The organism is Streptomyces sp. NPDC058092, assembly GCF_042884935.1.
GTDB lineage: Bacteria > Actinomycetota > Actinomycetes > Streptomycetales > Streptomycetaceae > Streptomyces.
This window is the reverse complement of record NZ_JBHVSY010000009.1, coordinates 168,786-186,863: the sequence shown is the minus strand read 5'-3', so window position 1 is coordinate 186,863 and position 18,078 is coordinate 168,786. Positions and strand designations below refer to the sequence as shown.

Here is an 18,078-nt window from a genome sequence, read left to right as displayed (position 1 = left end):
GTCTGTAGGTGCGCCCGGCGGGGTGTGCGTTATGTGTGTGACGCGATCTGGGACGCCGGGTGTGGTGTCAGCAGTCGGGGCCCCCGTATCACCGGAGTGATGGTTCGGGGCCTCCCCGTCGCCTCTGGCCACACCTACATGGCCGGGGCGTAGGGATTCCGCCCACCTGGGACGGACCGCATACGGGATATGCGTCGCCGACCAGGACGCGAAAGCGGAGGACCAGTGCGCCCAACACCGTTCGGGGCGTGCCGGTGAGACAGGACTCAACTCCTGCTCACTGCCCAGGAACGGTTCCTGCGGCCGGCGAGTCTTCGGCACGAGTACGGCACGGAGGACCCCGACTTGTACTGCGGCGGCTGGTTCGACACGGGCGCGCTGTGGCGCGAGGGGTTCGGGCCGCTGGAGGCGGGTGGGAGCGGAGCGGGTAGCGGGCGGGGCCGATCCGGCGAGCCGGGAGCGTCATGGACCGGGACGGCCCCCCACGGTGGTGACCGCCTCCGCCCCCGACCGGCAGCCCGCCGCCGCGGCCGAGGCGTCGTCGGCCCCCGCGAGGTGCGCCGCGAGGAAGCCGCCGGTGAACGCGTCGCCCGCGCCCGTCGAGTCCACGGCGCCCCGCACCTGAACAGCCGGGATGCGCCGGGTCACCGTGCCCGCGACGGCCAGCAGGGCCCCGCTCTTGCCGAGCGTGACGACCACCCGGGGCACCTGAAGGCTCAACTTGGCCGCCGCGTCGGCCGGTTCGGGGAGTCCGGTGAGCAGCCGGGCCTCGTCCGCATTGGGCAGCAGCAGATCCGTGCCCTCCACGACTGTCAGGAACCGGTCGACGCCCAGCTCGGTGAGGAAACCGGCCGAAGCCGGGTCGACGCTCACCGTGACCCGCCGCCGCCGGGCCTCCCGCAGGGCGAGCAGGGCCGTCGCCCGGCTCGTCGCGGCGAAGAGGAGGTACCCGGAGAGGTGGAGATGGGCGATGCCGTCGAGCATCGACGGTGACCAGTCGTCGGGGGAGAGGCGGAGCACGGCACCGCTGTCGGTGAGGAAAGTGCGCTCGGCGGCGGAATCGACGAGGGCGACGACGGTGGCGGTCGGCACGTCGTCGTCCACGGCCAGCAGGCAACGTACCCCTGCCCGTTGGAGCGCGTCACGGTGCCAGGCCGCACGGTCGGCGCCGACGCGGGCCAGCAGCCGTACGTCGCGACAGCCCGAACGCGCCGCCCAGCAGGCGACGTTGGCGCCCGCGCCGCCGGGGAGAGTGCGGATCCGGGCCGAGGTGTCCGTACCGTGGATCAGCGCCGTCGCATGCCGGGCCACTACGTCGGTGACCACGTCGCCGACGACGAGCAGACCGCCGCCGCTCATCGGCCCGCTGTTGGTCATCGACCTGTCGTCGGTCATTGACCCGTCACTGGCCATCGGACTGTCGTCGGTCATTGACCGGCCGCCGGGTTCCGGCGCGATGCCGTGTTCCGCGCGGCGGCGGCCCACGCACCGGAGATCCGCGCGGCAAGCGATACGTTTCCGCGCACGGCCGCCAGATTGGCCTCCAGCGAAGCGCCTCCGGTCCCCCGCATGAGCCGGTCCAGCAGGAACGGCGTGACGGCCTGGCCCACGATGCCGCGCTCCCGGCACGCGTCGAGGGCCTCGGCCAGCACGCGGTCATGGAGCGCGGGGTCCAACTGGTCCTCCACGGACACGGGGTTGGCGACGATCAGCGCGGAGCCGGGACCGCCGAGCGCGTCCTGGGCCCGCATCACCTCCGCGACCTCTTCGGGCGTCCGCACGGTCCAGTCGACCGGTTCGCCCGAGCTGTTCAGATAGAAACCGGGAAAGCGGTCGGTGCCGTAACCGAGCACGCCGACACCGAGCGTCTCCAGACGCTGCAACGTCGCGGGGACGTCCAGGATCGACTTCACCCCCGCGCACACCACGGTGAGGCCGGTACGCCCGAGGAGCCGGAGGTCCGCGGACTCGTCCTGGGTCTCCGTCCAGTTCCGGTGCACGCCGCCGAGACCGCCGGTCGCGAAGACGCGCAGGCCCGCGTGCGCGGCCAGGAACGCCGTCGCGGACACGGTCGTCGCCCCGCTCGCGCCCGCCGCCAGGGCCGGTGCGAGGTCCCGGTGGCCCAGCTTCCGCATCGCAGGGTCGGCGGCGACCCGCTCCAACTGGTCCTTGTCCAGGCCGATGTGGGCCCGTCCGTCCAGTACGGCGATCGTGGCGGGCACCGCGCCCGCGGACCGTACGAGCCCTTCGAGCTCCTCGGCGACCCGCAGATTGCGTGGGCGCGGCAGGCCGTGCGCGATGATCGTCGACTCCAGAGCCACGACGGGGTGGTGCGTGGCGAGGGCCGCCCGTACCTCGGTGGAGAGGACGGGGGCGTAGGAATGTGCGCTGTGCGACGCATTCAATGACATGTCCACATCCCTGTCGCGGGCGCGCCGGCCTCAAACGTGCTGCGGGACTGCTCGTCTTCTGCGCATGCTCTCCCGGTCCTGGTGCCGAGTCGCCCCGGAGCGGTCGCTAGGGTGACCGGCCATGACCACATTTGATCAAGCTCCTGCCTCGTTCGCCGTGCACATTCCGGCTGCCGAACTCGAACCGGAACCGCTCGACCCGGCACAGATCGTCTCGGGCGACCCCGTGGTGACCGGCAAGGTGCTCTGGGAGTCGCCCGACGGCAAGCAGGTGCGCGGCATCTGGCAGATCACGCCCGGCGTGGTCACCGACACCGAGGCCAATGAGCTGTTCGTGGTCGTCAGCGGGCGGGCGACCGTGGCCGTCGAGGGCGGGGCGACGCTGGAGATCGGGCCGGGGGACGCCTGCGTACTGCGCGAGGGCGACCGTACGACGTGGACCGTGCACGAGACGCTGCGCAAGGCTTACCACATCAGCCTGTGAAGCCTCAGCAGCCTCAGCAGCCTCAGACGTCGGAGGAGGGTGCAGCAGGTGCCCCGGGCGCAGTCGCTGTGGGCGCTGTATCGGGGGCTGCTGTTTCGGCGTGTGCCGCGGGCCGGGTGAGCGCCCGGCGCAGCGCCAGCGTTGCCATGGGCAGCAGCAGACATGCTCCGACCACGTTCAGCCAGCCGTAGCTCGCCCGGGCGACGATCACCCCGGCGATCATGCCGCCGATGCCCGCCGCCGTGTTCATGGTCAGATCCGACAGACCCTGCACGGCGGCGCGGGCGGGCTGCGGCACGGAGTCGGTGAGCAGCGCCGAACCCGCGACCAGCCCGGCCGACCAGCCCAGCCCGAGCACGAAGAGACCGGCCGCCGTCTGCCCGTGACTGGCGCCCGCCGTGCCGGCCAGAAGTGCGGCGCAGGCGAGCAACCCGACCGCCAGGCCGATCACGGTCAGCCGGCCGAACCGGTCGGACATCCAGCCCATCACCGGGGAGAAGGCGTACATACCCGCGATGTGGCCGCTGATGACCAGGCCGATCAGCTGGAGCCCGGCGCCGTGATGGCCCATATCGACCGGGGTCATCACCATGATCGAGACCATCGCGGTGTGCGAGACGGCCACCGTCACCAGCGCCAGCCGCGCCATCGGAGACGCCCGGACCGCCGCGACACCGGCACGCAGCGAACGGCCTGCGGGGGACTCGCTCTCCTGCGGCGCCAGCGCCCGCGCGGTGAGCAGCGGATCCGGCCGCAGCAGCACCCAGACCACCAGGGCGGCCAGCAGAAAGATCCCGGCCGCGAAGAAGAACGGACCCGCCTGTTCGGATATCGCGGTGCCGCGGAAGACACGTCCCACCGGGGCCGCGATGTTCGGCCCCAGAACGGAACCGATCGTCGTGGCCCAGATGACGGTGGAGATCGCCCGGCCGCGCCGGTCGGGCTCGACCAGATCCGCGGCGGCGAACCGGGCCTGCAGATTGGCCGAGGAACCGGCACCGAACCCCGCCATGCCGAGCAGCAGCAGCGGGAAGCTCTCCACGACGGTGGCCAGGACCACGAGCCCCGCGCCGAGCGCACCGATCAGATACGCCAGTACGAGACCGGGGCGCCGGCCCCGCGAGGTCATCAGAGCGGCAAGCGGCAGCGAGAGCAGCGCCGTACCGGTCACCGACGCGGTCGGGGCCAGACCGGACAGCGCCTCGGAACCGCTCACCTCCGTGGCCAGGACCGGGGCCAGGGCGATACCGATGGGAACGCCGAGGCCGCCGAGTATCTGGCTGGCCATGAGCACTGCGGACGTTCTGCGCCGCAGTCCGGGCAGCTCGGCCGCCGTGACCGGGCCGGCGCCGGGAAGGCCGGACCCGGTGGGGGTGTCAGGTGCGTCGAGGTTGTTGGTCACTGGCGCAGTGTGCCAGCCCGTACACGGGTACGAAACCGGGCTCCGTCCGGACAGGGCCACGGCAGGGGCGCGGATCGGGGAGGACCAGCCTCCGCAACCCGAATCAGAACAGCGGCTGTGGCAGCACACCCTCCAGAGCCAGCAGCTTCCGCTTGGTTTCGAGGCCCCCGCCGAACCCGCCGAGTCCGCCGTCGCTCTCCACCACCCGGTGGCACGGCACCACCACCGGCAGCGGATTGGAGCCCATGGCCGCGCCGACCGCCTGCGCGGCCCCCGGCTGCCCCACGCGCTCCGCCAGGTCCCCGTACCCGGCGACCGCCCCGTAAGGCACCCCCGTAGCCAGCTCGCGGAGCACCTGGCGGTTGAAGCCGGATGTCAGCGACCAGTCCAGGTCGAGCGAGAACTCCCGCAACGAGCCCGCGAAATACTCCGCGAGCTGGCGTATCGGCTCGGCGAGCCGTGCGGAGCCGGGATTCTCCACCGGCTCCGCACCGAGTCGCGTCCGCAACTGCCCGACCGCCTTCTCCCTGACCTCGGGACGGGCATGGAAGGCCACGCTCACCAGCCCCGCGTCGGTCGCGGCCAGCAGCAGCGGGCCGATGTCGCTCTCGACGACGGCCCACTCGACAACCCCGTTGCTGTTCATGGAAACCACCGTACGGCCGACCACTGACAACGGGCCGCGGAGCCGGGGGCAACGGGCCGCGGAGCCGGGGGCGGCCGAGCTGTCAGCCCGTGGCCTCGCGCACCACATCAGGGGTGTTGGTGATGATCCCGTCGACGCCGAAGCCCGCCACCTTCGCCGCGGTCGCCGCGTCGTTGACCGTCCAGGTGTTGACCCGGAGCTTCTTGCCGTGTGCGCCCTTCAGCGCATGCACCGCCTTCACGTAGTCGGCGGAGATCGACGTGTGCGAGGGATTGATCTGGTCGGTGAACGCCGCGTACGAGGGCAGATCGGCCACCGCCGGGGTGCCGAGGAAGCCGGTCGTGACGTCCGGACGCTGCTGGTGCACTTTCTTCACACTGTCCGCGCCGAAGCTCTGGATGACGAGCCGGTGCTTGACGTGATTGCGGTCGAGCCACCCCTTCCGGCCCAGCACCCGCAGGGTCTCCTTCTCGATGCCCGGATAGATCTCCGGGCTCTTGATCTCCAGCAGCAGATTCTGGTGGTTGCGCTCGATCCGGTCCAGGTACTGCTTGAGGGTGGGCACCCGGGTACCGGCGAACTGCGGACCGAACCAGCTGCCCGCGTCCAGCCGGGCGATCTCGGCGGCCGTGAAGTCCTTGACCGCCCACGGCGCGCGGTCCGGGAAGACCTCCTCGACGTCGGTGGTCCGCTTCAGATCGGTGTCGTGCACGACCACCAGTACGCCGTCCCTGGTGAACTGGACGTCGTTCTCCACCCAGTCGAAGCCGAGGGCGTCGGCCTTGTCGACGGCCGCCAGGGTGTTCTCCGGCGCATAGGCCGAAGCGCCCCGGTGGGCGAAGACGACCGGAGCGTCCGGCTTCGTGTCGTCGGTCCGGGCACTCACGGTCCGGATGCCCGTGACCGTGCTGGTGTGCCCGGCCGTGACCGTGGTCGTGGTCCGCGTATCAGTGGTCGACATCAGGAGCGCGCCGGCACCCATGAGGGCGGCGGCAGCGGCGGCGGCGGTGGCGGTACGTGCGTACACGTGTACTCCTCGCGTCAGAGTTACGGACGGGCCGAGAGTGGCAGCCGTCCTGCAACGAGGGACAGGCGAAGGATGGCCACAACGTGAACGCCGCTCCTGAGACCGGGTCACGGACCGATTTCCTTGTCGATAAAATGCAGCTCTTCTGTTTGTCTGCCGGGCCTCGCGCCTTAGGGTCACCTCGAACCCGGGCTTCCGCGAAGGGCGTACGAGCATGCAGGGCACGATCGACGGTTTCAGCTACGGAGCGGTGACGCCCGTCGCGGCCTTCCTCATGGCCTGCCTCGGCGCGGCCCTCGGGCTGCGCTGCACGACTCGTTCGCTGCGCACCGAGCGTTCCTTCAAGGCCGGCTGGCTGGCTCTCGGCGCGACCTCCATCGGCTCCGGCATCTGGACGATGCACTTCGTCGCGATGACGGGTTTCTCCGTCGAAGGGGTGGTCATCGACTACGACAAGCCGATCACCTTCGCCAGTCTCGCGGTCGCGATCGGCATGGTCGCCATCGGCATCTTCATCGTCGGGTACCGGGGCGCCACCCGCATGGCACTGGTGACGGGCGGCACGATCACCGGGCTCGGCGTGGCCACCATGCACTACCTGGGTATGGCCGGAATGCGTCTTCCGGGGCAGTTCGAGTACGACACGATCACCGTGGCCCTCTCCGTCGTCATCGCCGTGGTGGCCGCCACGACCGCGCTCTGGGCGGCCGTCTCCATCCACGGCTTCCTGCCCAGCCTCGGCGCCAGTGTCGTGATGGGCGTCGCGGTGAGCGGCATGCACTACACCGGAATGGCCGCGCTCAGCGTCCATCTGCATCCCGGCGCCCTCGTCGGCGCCGGTTCGGACGACGGGCCGACCGTCCCCCTCGTACCGCTGCTGATCGGTCCCGGCTGCTTCCTGCTCCTCGCCGCGGTGGTCGTGATGTTCGACCCCCTGATGGTGATGGGCACTCCGGACTGGGACGACCCCAAGGCCTTGAACGGGGCCGGACGTCGCCCCGGAATCCCGGCCCCCCGGCAGGTCCCGCGGCAGGTCCCGAGGTTCGGAACACATGCCGATCCGGCGTCGTTCCACTCCCGGCCCCGCGATCCCGCGCCGCCAGGAGAATGGTGACCCCCGGCCCGGCACCACGGCGGACCCGGCCCGGTTGTCAGTGGTGGGTCGTACGGTGGTTGCATGCGGCCCGTTTCGAAGATCGAACGTTCGGTGGCGCCTTTCGAGGTCGTCAGTCCCTACCAGCCCAGCGGCGACCAGCCCGCGGCCATCGCGGAGCTGGAGCGGCGCATCCGTGCAGATGAGAAGGATGTCGTCCTGCTGGGTGCGACCGGCACCGGCAAGTCGGCGACCACCGCCTGGATGATCGAGAAGCTGCAGCGCCCCACCCTCGTCATGGCGCCGAACAAAACGCTCGCGGCCCAGCTGGCGAACGAGTTCCGTGAGCTGCTGCCCAACAACGCCGTCGAATACTTCGTCTCGTACTACGACTACTACCAGCCCGAGGCGTACGTCCCGCAGTCGGACACCTACATCGAGAAGGACTCCTCGATCAACGAGGAGGTCGAACGGCTGCGCCACTCCGCGACGAATTCGCTGCTCACCCGGCGCGATGTCATCGTGGTCGCCTCCGTCTCCTGCATCTACGGCCTCGGTACGCCCCAGGAGTACGTGGACCGGATGGTGCAGCTCAAGATCGGTGACGAGATCGACCGCGACCAACTGCTGCGCCGCTTCGTCGAGATCCAGTACAGCCGCAACGACCTCGCGTTCACCCGCGGCACGTTCCGGGTCCGCGGCGACACCATCGAGATCTTCCCGGTCTACGAGGAGCTGGCCGTCCGCATCGAGATGTTCGGTGACGAGATCGAGGCGCTCTCCACCCTCCACCCGCTCACCGGCGAGGTCATCAGCGAGGACCAGTCCCTCCACGTCTTCCCCGCCAGCCACTACGTCGCCGGCCCCGAGCGCATGGAGAAGGCGGTCAACGGCATCGAGCAGGAGCTGGAGCAGCGCCTTGCCGAGCTGGAGAAGCAGGGCAAGATGCTGGAGGCCCAGCGGCTGCGGATGCGCACCACGTACGACATCGAGATGCTCCGGCAGATCGGCACCTGCTCCGGCGTGGAGAACTACTCGATGCACTTCGACGGCCGCTCACCCGGCACCGCCCCCAACACCCTCCTCGACTACTTCCCCGAGGACTTCCTCCTCGTCCTCGACGAGTCGCATGTCACCGTCCCGCAGATCGGCGCCATGTACGAGGGCGACGCCTCCCGCAAGCGGACCCTCGTCGACCACGGCTTCCGGCTCCCCTCCGCGCTCGACAACCGCCCGCTGAAGTGGGAGGAGTTCCTGGGCCGGATCAACCAGACCGTCTATCTTTCCGCCACGCCCGGGAAGTACGAGCTGTCCAGGGGCGACGGCTTCGTGGAGCAGATCATCCGCCCCACCGGCCTCGTCGACCCGGAAGTCGTCGTCAAGCCCACCGAGGGCCAGATCGACGACCTGGTGCACGAGATCCGCACGCGCGCGGAGAAGGACGAGCGGGTCCTGGTCACCACCCTCACCAAGAAGATGGCCGAGGACCTCACCGACTACTTCCTGGAGCTCGGCATCCAGGTCAGGTATCTGCACAGCGACGTCGACACCCTGCGCCGCATCGAGCTGCTGCGCGAGCTGCGCTCCGGCGAGTACGACGTACTGGTCGGCATCAACCTCCTGCGTGAGGGCCTCGACCTGCCCGAGGTGTCGCTCGTCGCCATCCTCGACGCGGACAAGCAGGGCTTCCTGCGCTCGGGGACGTCCCTGATCCAGACCATCGGGCGCGCCGCCCGTAACGTCTCGGGGCAGGTCCATATGTACGCCGACAAGATCACCCCGGCGATGGCGCAGGCCATCGACGAGACGAACCGCCGCCGCGAGAAGCAGATCGCCTACAACACCGAGCGCGGCCTCGACCCGCAGCCGCTGCGCAAGAAGATCAACGACATCGTCGCCACGCTCGCCCGGGAGGAGGTCGACACCGAGCAGCTGCTCGGCAGCGGCTACCGCCAGGCGAAGGGTGCCAAGGCCCCCGTTCCCACGCTGGGCATCAAGACGGCAGGCGCGAAGACGGCCGGTGCCAAGAAGGCCGGAGGCTACGGCGCAGTGGTCACCGACCGGCCCGCGACCGAACTCGCCGGAATCATCGAGGAGATGACCGACCGGATGCGGGCGGCCGCCGCGGACCTGCAGTTCGAGGTGGCGGCCCGACTGCGTGACGAGGTCGGTGAGTTGAAGAAGGAGTTGCGCCAGATGCGCGAGGCGGGTCTCGCCTGACCCCGTCGCATCGGGTGTGTTGCAGGACCGACACAAAAACGCCCCAAGCGGCCGCGCCCTCGGCGCGACTGCGTAGGGTGCTGGGAAACCGCGCACGGACGGATGCGGGGCAAGCGGAGAGGGGACAGCGCGTGACGGTCAATATGACCAAGGGTCAGGCCATCAGCCTGCAGAAGAGCGACGGGGGGACCCTGACCGCGGTACGGATGGGGCTCGGCTGGCAGGCGGCGCCGCGCCGTGGTCTGTTCGGTTCGCGTACGCGGGAGATCGACCTCGACGCGTCGGCGGTGCTGTTCGCCGACAAGCAGCCGGTCGACGTGGTCTTCTTCCGCCACCTCGTCAGTGACGACGGCTCGGTCAAGCACACCGGGGACAACCTGGTCGGCGGCGCCGGTTCCGGCGGCGACGACGAGGCGATCCTCGTCGACCTGCAGCGGGTTCCGGTCCACATCGACCAGATCGTCTTCACGGTGAACTCCTTCACCGGTCAGACGTTCCAGGAGGTGCAGAACGCCTTCTGCCGCATCGTCGACGAGACCAACGGCCAGGAGCTCGCCCGCTACACGCTGGACGGCGGCGGGCAGTACACCGCCCAGATCATGGCGAAGGTGCACCGTTCGGGGACCGGATGGCAGATGACCGCCCTCGGCAACCCGGCCAACGGCCGCACCTTCCAGGACCTGATGCCGGCGATCCTGCCGCACCTGTAGGCACGGCCCGACCGGCCGGTCGGCATCGGCACGCGCAGCTCCCGGAGGCATCGGCCGCCGGGAGCTGCACCACATGGCACCGGACCACATGACGCCACATCGCGCGACACCGCATGACGCAGCAGCAACTCACCGAGGGGACAGGGCAATGACGGCCGAGCTGGTCCGGGGGCAGAACCACACCTTGCCCCAGACCCGTCTGGAGATCCGGGTATCGGCCGGTACGCCCGTCGTGGCCGGTGCCACGCTCGGCGACGAGAACGGCACGGTGCGCGGCACCGAGTGGATCGCCCACCCGGGGTCGCCCCAGCTGCCCGGGCTCGAAGTGTCCCGACAGGCCGCCGCCGACCACCGGCTCGCCGTGGACCTCGACGCGCTGCCCGCCCCGGTGCACCGGGTCACCGTGCTGCTGGCCCTGCCCATGGGCGCCGGCTGCCCGGCCCGGTTCGGCGCGGTCGCCGCACCGTACGTCGCCGTCACCGGGCTCGACGGCACCGAGATCGCCACCTTCACCCTCACCGGCCTGGACACCGAGTCCGCGGTCACCGCCCTGGAGCTCTACCGCCGCCAGGGCGCCTGGAAGGTCCGCGCCGTCGGCCAGGGCTACGCGGCCGGCCTCGCCGCCATGCTCGCCGACCAGGGCCTGCCGCAGGCGGCCGAGCTGGCCCGCACGATCCAGGACGCGGTCACCCGCGCGACGGCCCGCTCGGTCGCACCGCCCCCGCCGCGCACCCCGGACGCGGACCGGGTCGGTCACGGCACGGGCCCGGTACCGCCCGCGGACCGCCCCCGGCCGTCCGTCGCACCACCGACGGCACCCGAACCGCTCACCGAACCCACCGCCCCGCCGCCCGCGGCCACGACGGGCGGCCCCATCGACTACGCGCACCCGCGCCGCCGGGCCGCCGCGCCCCCGCCGCCCCCTCCCAACACCGCGCCGCCCGCCGAGCCGGGCCGCCCCGCACAGCCCGTCGCCGGGGACGCGACCGGCTGGTCGATGGACGAGCGCCTCTACAACCAGATCTGGGGCATGTTCGAGGACCTGGCCCGCACCACCGCCGCGTACCGCAGCGCCGTCGACTTCGCCGAGTCCCGCATGGACCAGGAGCTCGACCGGACCTTGTCCGACCCGCGCAACCGGATCGGCGGCGCCGGTGACCGGGCCCGCGAACAGGCCCGGGCCAAGCGCGACGAGCTGACCGCCCGGGCCCGCGAGGCCCTCGACCGCGACCTCGCCCAGCTCGCCGCCGAGTCCGCCGTCGTCGAACCCGCACTCCCCGCCGCGTTCGCGGGGTGGGACAACCCCGTCTGGCACGCCTACCGCGTCCCGATGGAGATCCCCATGGCGCTGCGCATCGGCGAGCTCCATCTGCCCGAGAGCCCGAAGCTGCGCATCCCGCTGCTGGTCCGGCTGCCGCTGGAGCGCGGCATCTGGGTCGACAGCGGCCGTACGGCGTCCGAGGCCGCGGCCCTGATGGATACCGCCCAGCTGCGCCGCCTCGCCATGGAGAACGCCGTCGCGCACGCGGCCCGGCTGCTGGCCGTGTACCCGGCCGACGAGTTCTCCGTCCATGTCATCGACCCCGCGGGCTCGGCGGCCAAAGCGCTCGCGCCGCTGGTCGAATCCGGGGCCCTCGCCGGGCCGCCCGCCGCCGGAGCCGGGGGCGTGGCCGCGGTCCTCGCCCGGCTCACCCGGCGCGTCGACCTGGTGCAGATGGCGATACGGGCCGGCGCCGCGGATTCGCTTCCGCCGGACCTGGACACGGGCGAGCAGCTGCTGATCGTCAACGACTTCCCGCACGGCTTCGACGACCGGGCCGTCACCCAGCTCCGGTACCTCGCCGACGAGGGGCCCTCGGTCGGCGTCCATCTGCTGATGGTCGCGGACCGGGAGGACGCCAGTGCGTACGGACCGGTGCTCGACCCGCTGTGGCGCTCGCTGCTCCGGATCACCCCGGTCGCCGACGACCACCTGGCCGATCCCTGGGTGGGCCACGCCTGGACGTACGAGCCACTGAGGATGCCGCCCGGCAGCCGGGTCCTCGAACAGGTGCTCGCCAGGGTGGCCGCGGCCCGCCGCCCCCGGCGGGTCTGAGCGGCGGAGCCGCCGACAACCGAGCTTTACCCCCCTGACCAGCCTTTTTGAAAGATCCTTACCCTCGCCTTTACCTTTTCTTGGTGTTCCCTGTACTGTTCTTTGGGCGGAGGGGAGTACTCCCATACGCGGCGTTCCCGTCAGTACGGACTGTGACCGGTCCCGGGGCGCCGGCCCGTGGTGCGCAGCCCGTGCGCCAGGGTGGAAGAGACCTCCGGCAGCGACGACGCTGATCAGTAGCCGTAGCGAACTGCCGGAGGCGCAGTGGACGTTTCATGGACCCTCTGGGTGCTGACCATCCTTGGTCTGTCAGCCCTTATTGCCATCGACTTCTTCATCGGGCGCAAACCCCATGACGTGACGACCAAGGAAGCCGGAATCTGGACGATCGTCTGGATCGCGCTGGCCGCGCTCTTCGGACTCGGTCTGCTGGTCTTCGGTGGGAGTCAGGCATCGGGTGAGTTCTTCGCCGGTTTCATCACCGAGAAGTCGCTCAGTGTCGACAACCTCTTCGTCTTCGTCCTGATCATGGCGAAGTTCTCGGTCCCCTCCCACCTCCAGCAACGGGTGCTGCTCGTGGGCGTGCTGATCGCGCTGGTCCTGCGAGCGATCTTCATCGCCGCCGGTGCCGCCGTCATCGCCAACTTCTCGTGGGTCTTCTACATCTTCGGCGCGTTCCTGATCTACACCGCCTGGAAGCTCATCCAGGAGGCGCGGGCCGACGAGGAAGAGGAGGAGTTCGAGGAGAACCGTCTCCTCAAGACGATCGAGCGCCGCTTCGGGGTCGCCGACCGGTACCACGGCACCAAGCTCTTCATCCGTAACAACGGCAAGCGCGTCCTGACGCCGCTGATGATCGTCATGCTCGCCATCGGCACCACCGATGTGCTGTTCGCGCTGGACTCCATCCCCGCGATCTTCGGCCTGACCCAGGACCCGTACATCGTCTTCACGGCCAACGCCTTCGCCCTGATGGGGCTGCGGCAGCTGTACTTCCTGATCGGTGGCCTGCTGAAGAAGCTGGTCCACCTCAGCTACGGCCTCTCGGTCATCCTCGGCTTCATCGGCGTGAAGCTGGTGCTGCACGCACTGCACGAGTCCGGAGTGCACGTCCCCGAAATATCCATCCCGGTCTCCCTCGGCGTCATCTGCGGCGTGCTGGTGATCACCACGATCACCAGCCTCATGGCCAACAAGAAGCAGGAGCGGGCCGAGGCCGCCGCGGAAGCGGACAAGGCCGCGGACGAGGGCTCCAGCGTCGACGCCTGACCTACCGGTCCCCGTCGGCCGTCCGACAGGGCGGGAACCAGCACCGGCCGGGGCGCGCAACTGTCCGTTGCCCGCCCCGGCCGGTGTCCGTACGGGTGGAGAGTGCCTTCGCGGCCGCCGTCACCAGCCGCGGGCGCGCCACTGCGGCAGCTGCGGACGCTCGTCGCCGAGCGTGGTGTCGTGACCGTGGCCCGGATAGACCCAGGTCTCGTCGGGCAGCTGGTCGAAAAGCTTGGTCTCCACATCGTGGATCAGGCTCGCGAAGGCCTCGGGGTCCTTGTGGGTGTTGCCGACCCCGCCGGGGAAGAGACAGTCCCCGGTGAACAGATGCGGAGCGCCGTGCGGGTCGTCGTAGATCAGTGCGATGGAGCCCGGGGTGTGACCGACGAGATGACGGGCGGTCAGGCCGACCCGGCCCACCCGGATCGTGTCGTTGTCGTCGACCAGGACATCGGTCGGGACCGGGATGCCCTCGGCGTCGTACCGCCCGGCGAACGTACGCGCGCCGGTGGCCGCCACCACCTCGCCGAGCGCCTGCCAGTGGTCGCCGTGCCGATGGGTGGTGACGACGGAGGCGATGCCGTCGTCACCGATCAGTCGCAGCAGGGTCCCGGCCTCGTTGGCCGCGTCGATCAGGAGCTGCTCGCCGGTGGCCCGGCAGCGCAGCAGATAGGCGTTGTTGTTCACCGGGCCGACGGCGACCTTGGAGATCATCAGATCCGTCAACTCGTGTACATCCGCACGTCCGCCGACCTTGACCGCTCCGCTGTACGTCATACGACTCAGCCTATAGCGGGGGCAGTACGGGAAGGGGTCCGCCTTCGACGGTCAGCGCCGACCCGTCGCGGCGTCCGCAGAGCCAGCCGAGCAGCTCGGGGGCTGTGCCGCGGACCACGACCGGGCCGCCTTCCGCGCCGCCGCCCGTGGTCCAGAACCGGCCGTCGTCGGCGGCCACACCCGTGGACACGACCTCCGGATGCTGCCCGAACCGCTCGGCGAGGAAGTCGATCTCCCGGTCGACGAACTCTTCGGGAAGATCCTCCAGCTCGTAGCCGATGCCCAGGTCGACATGGTGCAGCTCGACCTCGACGCGGCGGCGGAAGGGAATCCGGGAGGCCGAGTCCGTCACGCCGTTGCGCATCGTGACCGTGCGGGACCAGTCCGCCGGGGCCGATGCCGCATCCAGGAAGCGGGCCGCGCTGCCGGCCAGGTCGGCCAGCTGCTCGGCCTTCGGCCGGGGTGCGTCGCGCTCGATGTCGCGGTCGCGGGTTTCGCTGTCTGCGTACATGGGCCGGCCCTGGAGAACATTTACGAGCGCGTCGGCGTTACGAGAGAGGTGCGCAACGACATGGCCCCGGCTCCAGCCCGGCAATCGCGACGGCTGGGCGAGCGTGGCATCGTCCAATTTCTCGGTGGCGCTGAGCAGTCGATCAGTCGCTTCACGTACGGCGTCCAGGTCGTGCGCATGATCAATCATAATGCCGAGCCTAGCTCCGCCACTCAATCGGGTGAAGGAGTCGGCAGCCGTCCGTAAATCGAATGCGCGTGCTATACGCTCGGAGTCGAAAGCTTCGTACATCGCTGTGGCGCCCCCCGTACCCTGGGACAGCGGCTCAGTTCCCCCATTTCTCTCTAGAAAGGTGCGGACCGGCGTGGCCGACCGTCTCATCGTCCGTGGCGCTCGCGAGCACAACCTCAAGAACGTCTCGCTCGACCTCCCCCGCGACTCCCTCATCGTCTTCACCGGGCTTTCCGGGTCGGGCAAGTCGTCTCTCGCGTTCGACACGATTTTCGCCGAGGGCCAGCGGCGCTACGTGGAGTCCCTCTCCTCGTACGCCCGCCAGTTCCTCGGCCAGATGGACAAGCCGGACGTCGATTTCATCGAGGGCCTCTCGCCCGCCGTCTCCATCGACCAGAAGTCGACCTCGCGCAACCCGCGCTCGACGGTCGGCACGATCACCGAGGTCTACGACTACCTCCGGCTGCTCTTCGCCCGGATCGGCAAGCCGCACTGCCCGGAGTGCGGCCGGCCCATCTCGCGCCAGTCGCCGCAGGCCATCGTCGACAAGGTGCTCGGCCTGCCCGAGGGCAGCCGTTTCCAGGTGCTCTCGCCGCTGGTGCGCGAGCGCAAGGGCGAGTTCGTCGACCTCTTCGCCGATCTGCAGACCAAGGGGTACAGCAGGGCCAGGGTCGACGGCGAGACCATCCATCTCTCCGAGCCGCCCAAGCTGAAGAAGCAGGAGAAGCACACCATCGAGGTGGTCATCGACCGGCTCACGGTGAAGGACAGCGCCAAGCGCCGCCTGACCGACTCGGTCGAGACCGCGCTCGGGCTCTCCGGCGGCATGGTCGTGCTCGACTTCGTCGACCTCCCCGAGGACGACCCCGAGCGTGAGCGGATGTACTCCGAGCACCTCTACTGCCCGTACGACGACCTCTCCTTCGAGGAGCTGGAGCCGCGCTCCTTCTCCTTCAACTCGCCCTTCGGCGCCTGCCCCGACTGCACGGGCATCGGTACGCGCATGGAGGTCGACCCGGAACTGATCGTCCCCGACGAGGACAGGTCGCTCGACGGGGGCGCGATCCACCCCTGGTCGCACGGCCACACCAAGGAGTACTTCGGCCGGCTGATCGGCGCCCTCGCCGAGGCCCTCGGATTCCGTACGGACATCCCGTGGGCCGCGCTGCCGCAGCGCGCCAAGAAGGCCCTGCTCTTCGGCCACAAGATCCAGACCGAGGTCCGTTACCGCAACCGGTACGGGCGCGAGCGCGCCTACACCACGCCCGCCTTCGAGGGGGCGGTGCAGTTCGTCAAGCGGCGGCACTCCGAGGCCGAGAGCGACTCCAGCCGGGAGCGCTTCGAGGGCTACATGCGCGAGGTGCCCTGCCCGACCTGTGAGGGCACCAGGCTCAAGCCGATCGTCCTCGCGGTCACGGTGATGGAGAAGTCCATCGCCGAGGTCTCCGCGATGTCGATCAGCGAGTGCGCCGAGTTCCTCGGCCGGATGAAGCTGAACGCGCGCGACAAGAAGATCGCCGAACGGGTGCTGAAGGAGGTCAACGAGCGGCTGAGGTTCCTGGTCGACGTCGGCCTCGACTACCTCTCGCTCAACCGCGCGGCAGGCACCCTGTCCGGCGGCGAGGCCCAGCGCATCCGGCTGGCCACCCAGATCGGTTCCGGTCTGGTCGGCGTGCTGTACGTGCTGGACGAGCCGTCCATCGGCCTGCACCAGCGGGACAACCACCGACTGATCGAGACCCTGGTCCGGCTCCGTGACATGGGCAACACGCTCATCGTCGTCGAGCACGACGAGGACACCATCAAGGTTGCCGACTGGGTCGTCGACATCGGCCCCGGCGCCGGTGAGCACGGCGGCAATGTGGTCCACTCCGGATCGCTCCAGGAGCTGCTGGGCAACGGTGAGTCGATCACCGGTCAGTATCTGACCGGCAAGAAGTCGATCGCGATGCCCGACATCCGGCGCCCCGTCGACCCGTCACGCAGGCTCACGGTGCACGGTGCCCGGGAGAACAATCTCCAGGACATCGACGTCTCCTTCCCGCTCGGCGTGCTCACGGCCGTCACGGGTGTCTCGGGCTCCGGAAAGTCGACGCTGGTCAACGACATCCTCTACACCCACCTGGCACGCGAGCTGAACGGCGCCAAGTCGGTCCCCGGCCGGCACACCCGGGTCGACGGGGACGACCAGGTCGACAAGGTGGTGCACGTCGACCAGTCGCCCATCGGCCGTACGCCCCGGTCCAACCCGGCCACGTACACCGGCGTCTTCGATCACGTCCGCAAGCTGTTCGCCGAGACGATGGAGGCGAAGGTGCGCGGCTATCTGCCGGGCCGCTTCTCCTTCAACGTCAAGGGCGGCCGCTGCGAGAACTGCTCCGGCGACGGCACGATCAAGATCGAGATGAACTTCCTGCCGGATGTGTACGTTCCGTGCGAGGTCTGCCACGGAGCGCGCTACAACCGGGAGACGCTGGAGGTCCACTACAAGGGCAAGTCCATCGCCGAGGTGCTGGACATGCCGATCGAGGAGGGGCTGGAGTTCTTCGAGGCCGTCCCGACGATCGCCCGCCACCTCCGCACGCTCCACGAGGTCGGCCTCGGATACGTCAGGCTCGGCCAGTCCGCGCCGACGCTCTCCGGCGGTGAGGCACAGCGTGTGAAGCTCGCGAGCGAGCTGCAGAAGCGCTCCACCGGCCGGACGGTCTACGTCCTGGACGAGCCGACCACGGGTCTGCACTTCGAGGACATCAGCAAGCTCATCAAGGTGCTCTCCGGGCTGGTCGACAAGGGCAACTCGGTGATCGTCATCGAGCACAACCTCGACGTGGTCAAGACCGCGGACTGGGTCATCGACATGGGCCCCGAAGGGGGCAACGGCGGCGGTCTCGTCGTTGCCGAGGGAACCCCGGAGCAGGTCGCCGGGGCCCCCGCCAGCCACACCGGCAAGTTCCTCCAGGGCATCCTGGACCCGGACCGGGTGAGCGAAGCCGCGGTGCCGGCGGCCCGCAAGCCGGCGCGGAAGGTGGTGGCGAAGAAGGCGATCGCCGCGAAGTCGGCCCCGGCCAGGAAGACGGCCACGGCCAGGACGAGCGCGGGCCAGGCCGCCAAGTCGGCCACGGCCAGGACCGACAGGACGGCCGCGGCGAAGAAGCCTGCGGCGAAGAAGGCGACCCGCGCGCGCAAGGCCTGACGGCCCGCG

At 69.9% G+C, this 18,078-nt stretch carries 14 protein-coding genes and 1 pseudogene; 8 read left to right on the top strand and 7 right to left on the bottom strand.

All coding sequences use genetic code 11. The annotated features are described in order from the left end of the window. Window positions 1-288: 288 nt before the first annotated feature. Window positions 289-423: pseudogene (locus ACFVV1_RS17485) on the top strand (uridine kinase); the annotation flags it as partial. A 39-nt stretch (window positions 424-462) separates the two neighbouring features. On the opposite strand, the gene ACFVV1_RS17480 reads toward ACFVV1_RS17485, so the two are convergent. Together ACFVV1_RS17480 and ACFVV1_RS17475 are read right to left on the bottom strand one after the other, a co-directional pair. Next, window positions 463-1,395, bottom strand: coding sequence for a carbohydrate kinase family protein (locus ACFVV1_RS17480; RefSeq protein WP_389990070.1), 933 nt, complete (start codon window positions 1,393-1,395; stop codon window positions 463-465). Between the two features lie 32 nt (window positions 1,396-1,427). Further along, complete coding sequence (locus ACFVV1_RS17475; protein WP_389990069.1) at window positions 1,428-2,411, bottom strand: pseudouridine-5'-phosphate glycosidase; 984 nt, start codon at window positions 2,409-2,411, stop codon at window positions 1,428-1,430. 121 nt (window positions 2,412-2,532) lie between these two features. On the opposite strand from ACFVV1_RS17475, the gene ACFVV1_RS17470 reads away from it, so the two are divergent. Next, window positions 2,533-2,895: a cupin domain-containing protein gene (locus ACFVV1_RS17470; protein ID WP_389990068.1), complete on the top strand. Its 363-nt coding sequence runs from the start codon at window positions 2,533-2,535 to the stop codon at window positions 2,893-2,895. A 22-nt stretch (window positions 2,896-2,917) separates the two neighbouring features. Here the strand turns inward: ACFVV1_RS17470 and ACFVV1_RS17465 are convergent, their stop codons facing one another. The 3 genes from ACFVV1_RS17465 to ACFVV1_RS17455 all read right to left on the bottom strand — a co-directional run bounded on the left by ACFVV1_RS17465 (window position 2,918) and on the right by ACFVV1_RS17455 (window position 5,970). Next, a complete protein-coding gene (locus ACFVV1_RS17465; RefSeq protein WP_389990179.1) occupies window positions 2,918-4,183 on the bottom strand; it encodes an MFS transporter in 1,266 nt (421 codons plus the stop codon). A gap of 217 nt (window positions 4,184-4,400) precedes the next feature. Next, the gene (locus tag ACFVV1_RS17460) at window positions 4,401-4,943 is read right to left on the bottom strand and encodes a methylated-DNA--[protein]-cysteine S-methyltransferase (protein ID WP_389990067.1); all 543 of its coding nucleotides are present in this window, start codon (window positions 4,941-4,943) and stop codon (window positions 4,401-4,403) included. Between the two features lie 82 nt (window positions 4,944-5,025). Then, window positions 5,026-5,970 carry a glycerophosphodiester phosphodiesterase gene (locus tag ACFVV1_RS17455; protein ID WP_389990066.1) on the bottom strand — a complete coding sequence of 315 codons (945 nt, stop codon included), beginning with the start codon at window positions 5,968-5,970 and terminating at the stop codon, window positions 5,026-5,028. Window positions 5,971-6,184: 214 nt separating this feature from the next. On the opposite strand from ACFVV1_RS17455, the gene ACFVV1_RS17450 reads away from it, so the two are divergent. The 5 genes from ACFVV1_RS17450 (at window position 6,185) to ACFVV1_RS17430 (ending at window position 13,357) form a co-directional block, all read left to right on the top strand. Further along, window positions 6,185-7,084: an MHYT domain-containing protein gene (locus ACFVV1_RS17450; RefSeq protein ID WP_389990065.1), complete on the top strand. Its 900-nt coding sequence runs from the start codon at window positions 6,185-6,187 to the stop codon at window positions 7,082-7,084. Window positions 7,085-7,147: 63 nt separating this feature from the next. Next, window positions 7,148-9,283, top strand: coding sequence for an excinuclease ABC subunit UvrB (gene uvrB, locus ACFVV1_RS17445; RefSeq protein WP_389990064.1), 2,136 nt, complete (start codon window positions 7,148-7,150; stop codon window positions 9,281-9,283). Between the two features lie 131 nt (window positions 9,284-9,414). Further along, on the top strand, window positions 9,415-9,993 hold the full coding sequence (locus ACFVV1_RS17440; protein WP_389990063.1) for a TerD family protein: 579 nt from the start codon (window positions 9,415-9,417) through the stop codon (window positions 9,991-9,993). Window positions 9,994-10,141: 148 nt separating this feature from the next. Next, window positions 10,142-12,088: a TerD family protein gene (locus ACFVV1_RS17435; RefSeq protein WP_389990062.1), complete on the top strand. Its 1,947-nt coding sequence runs from the start codon at window positions 10,142-10,144 to the stop codon at window positions 12,086-12,088. Window positions 12,089-12,352: 264 nt separating this feature from the next. Then, the gene (locus ACFVV1_RS17430) at window positions 12,353-13,357 is read left to right on the top strand and encodes a TerC family protein (protein WP_389990061.1); all 1,005 of its coding nucleotides are present in this window, start codon (window positions 12,353-12,355) and stop codon (window positions 13,355-13,357) included. Between the two features lie 120 nt (window positions 13,358-13,477). Here the strand turns inward: ACFVV1_RS17430 and ACFVV1_RS17425 are convergent, their stop codons facing one another. Both ACFVV1_RS17425 and ACFVV1_RS17420 read right to left on the bottom strand, forming a co-directional pair. Continuing rightward, the gene (locus ACFVV1_RS17425; RefSeq protein ID WP_389990060.1) at window positions 13,478-14,134 is read right to left on the bottom strand and encodes an MBL fold metallo-hydrolase; all 657 of its coding nucleotides are present in this window, start codon (window positions 14,132-14,134) and stop codon (window positions 13,478-13,480) included. 10 nt (window positions 14,135-14,144) lie between these two features. After that, entirely contained in the window at window positions 14,145-14,834 is a 690-nt protein-coding gene (locus tag ACFVV1_RS17420) for a maleylpyruvate isomerase family mycothiol-dependent enzyme (protein WP_389990059.1), read from the bottom strand. 175 nt (window positions 14,835-15,009) lie between these two features. Here ACFVV1_RS17420 and uvrA point away from each other — a divergent pair, with 175 nt between their 5' ends. Beyond that, window positions 15,010-18,069, top strand: coding sequence for an excinuclease ABC subunit UvrA (gene uvrA / locus ACFVV1_RS17415; RefSeq protein WP_389990058.1), 3,060 nt, complete (start codon window positions 15,010-15,012; stop codon window positions 18,067-18,069). Window positions 18,070-18,078: the final 9 nt, after the last annotated feature.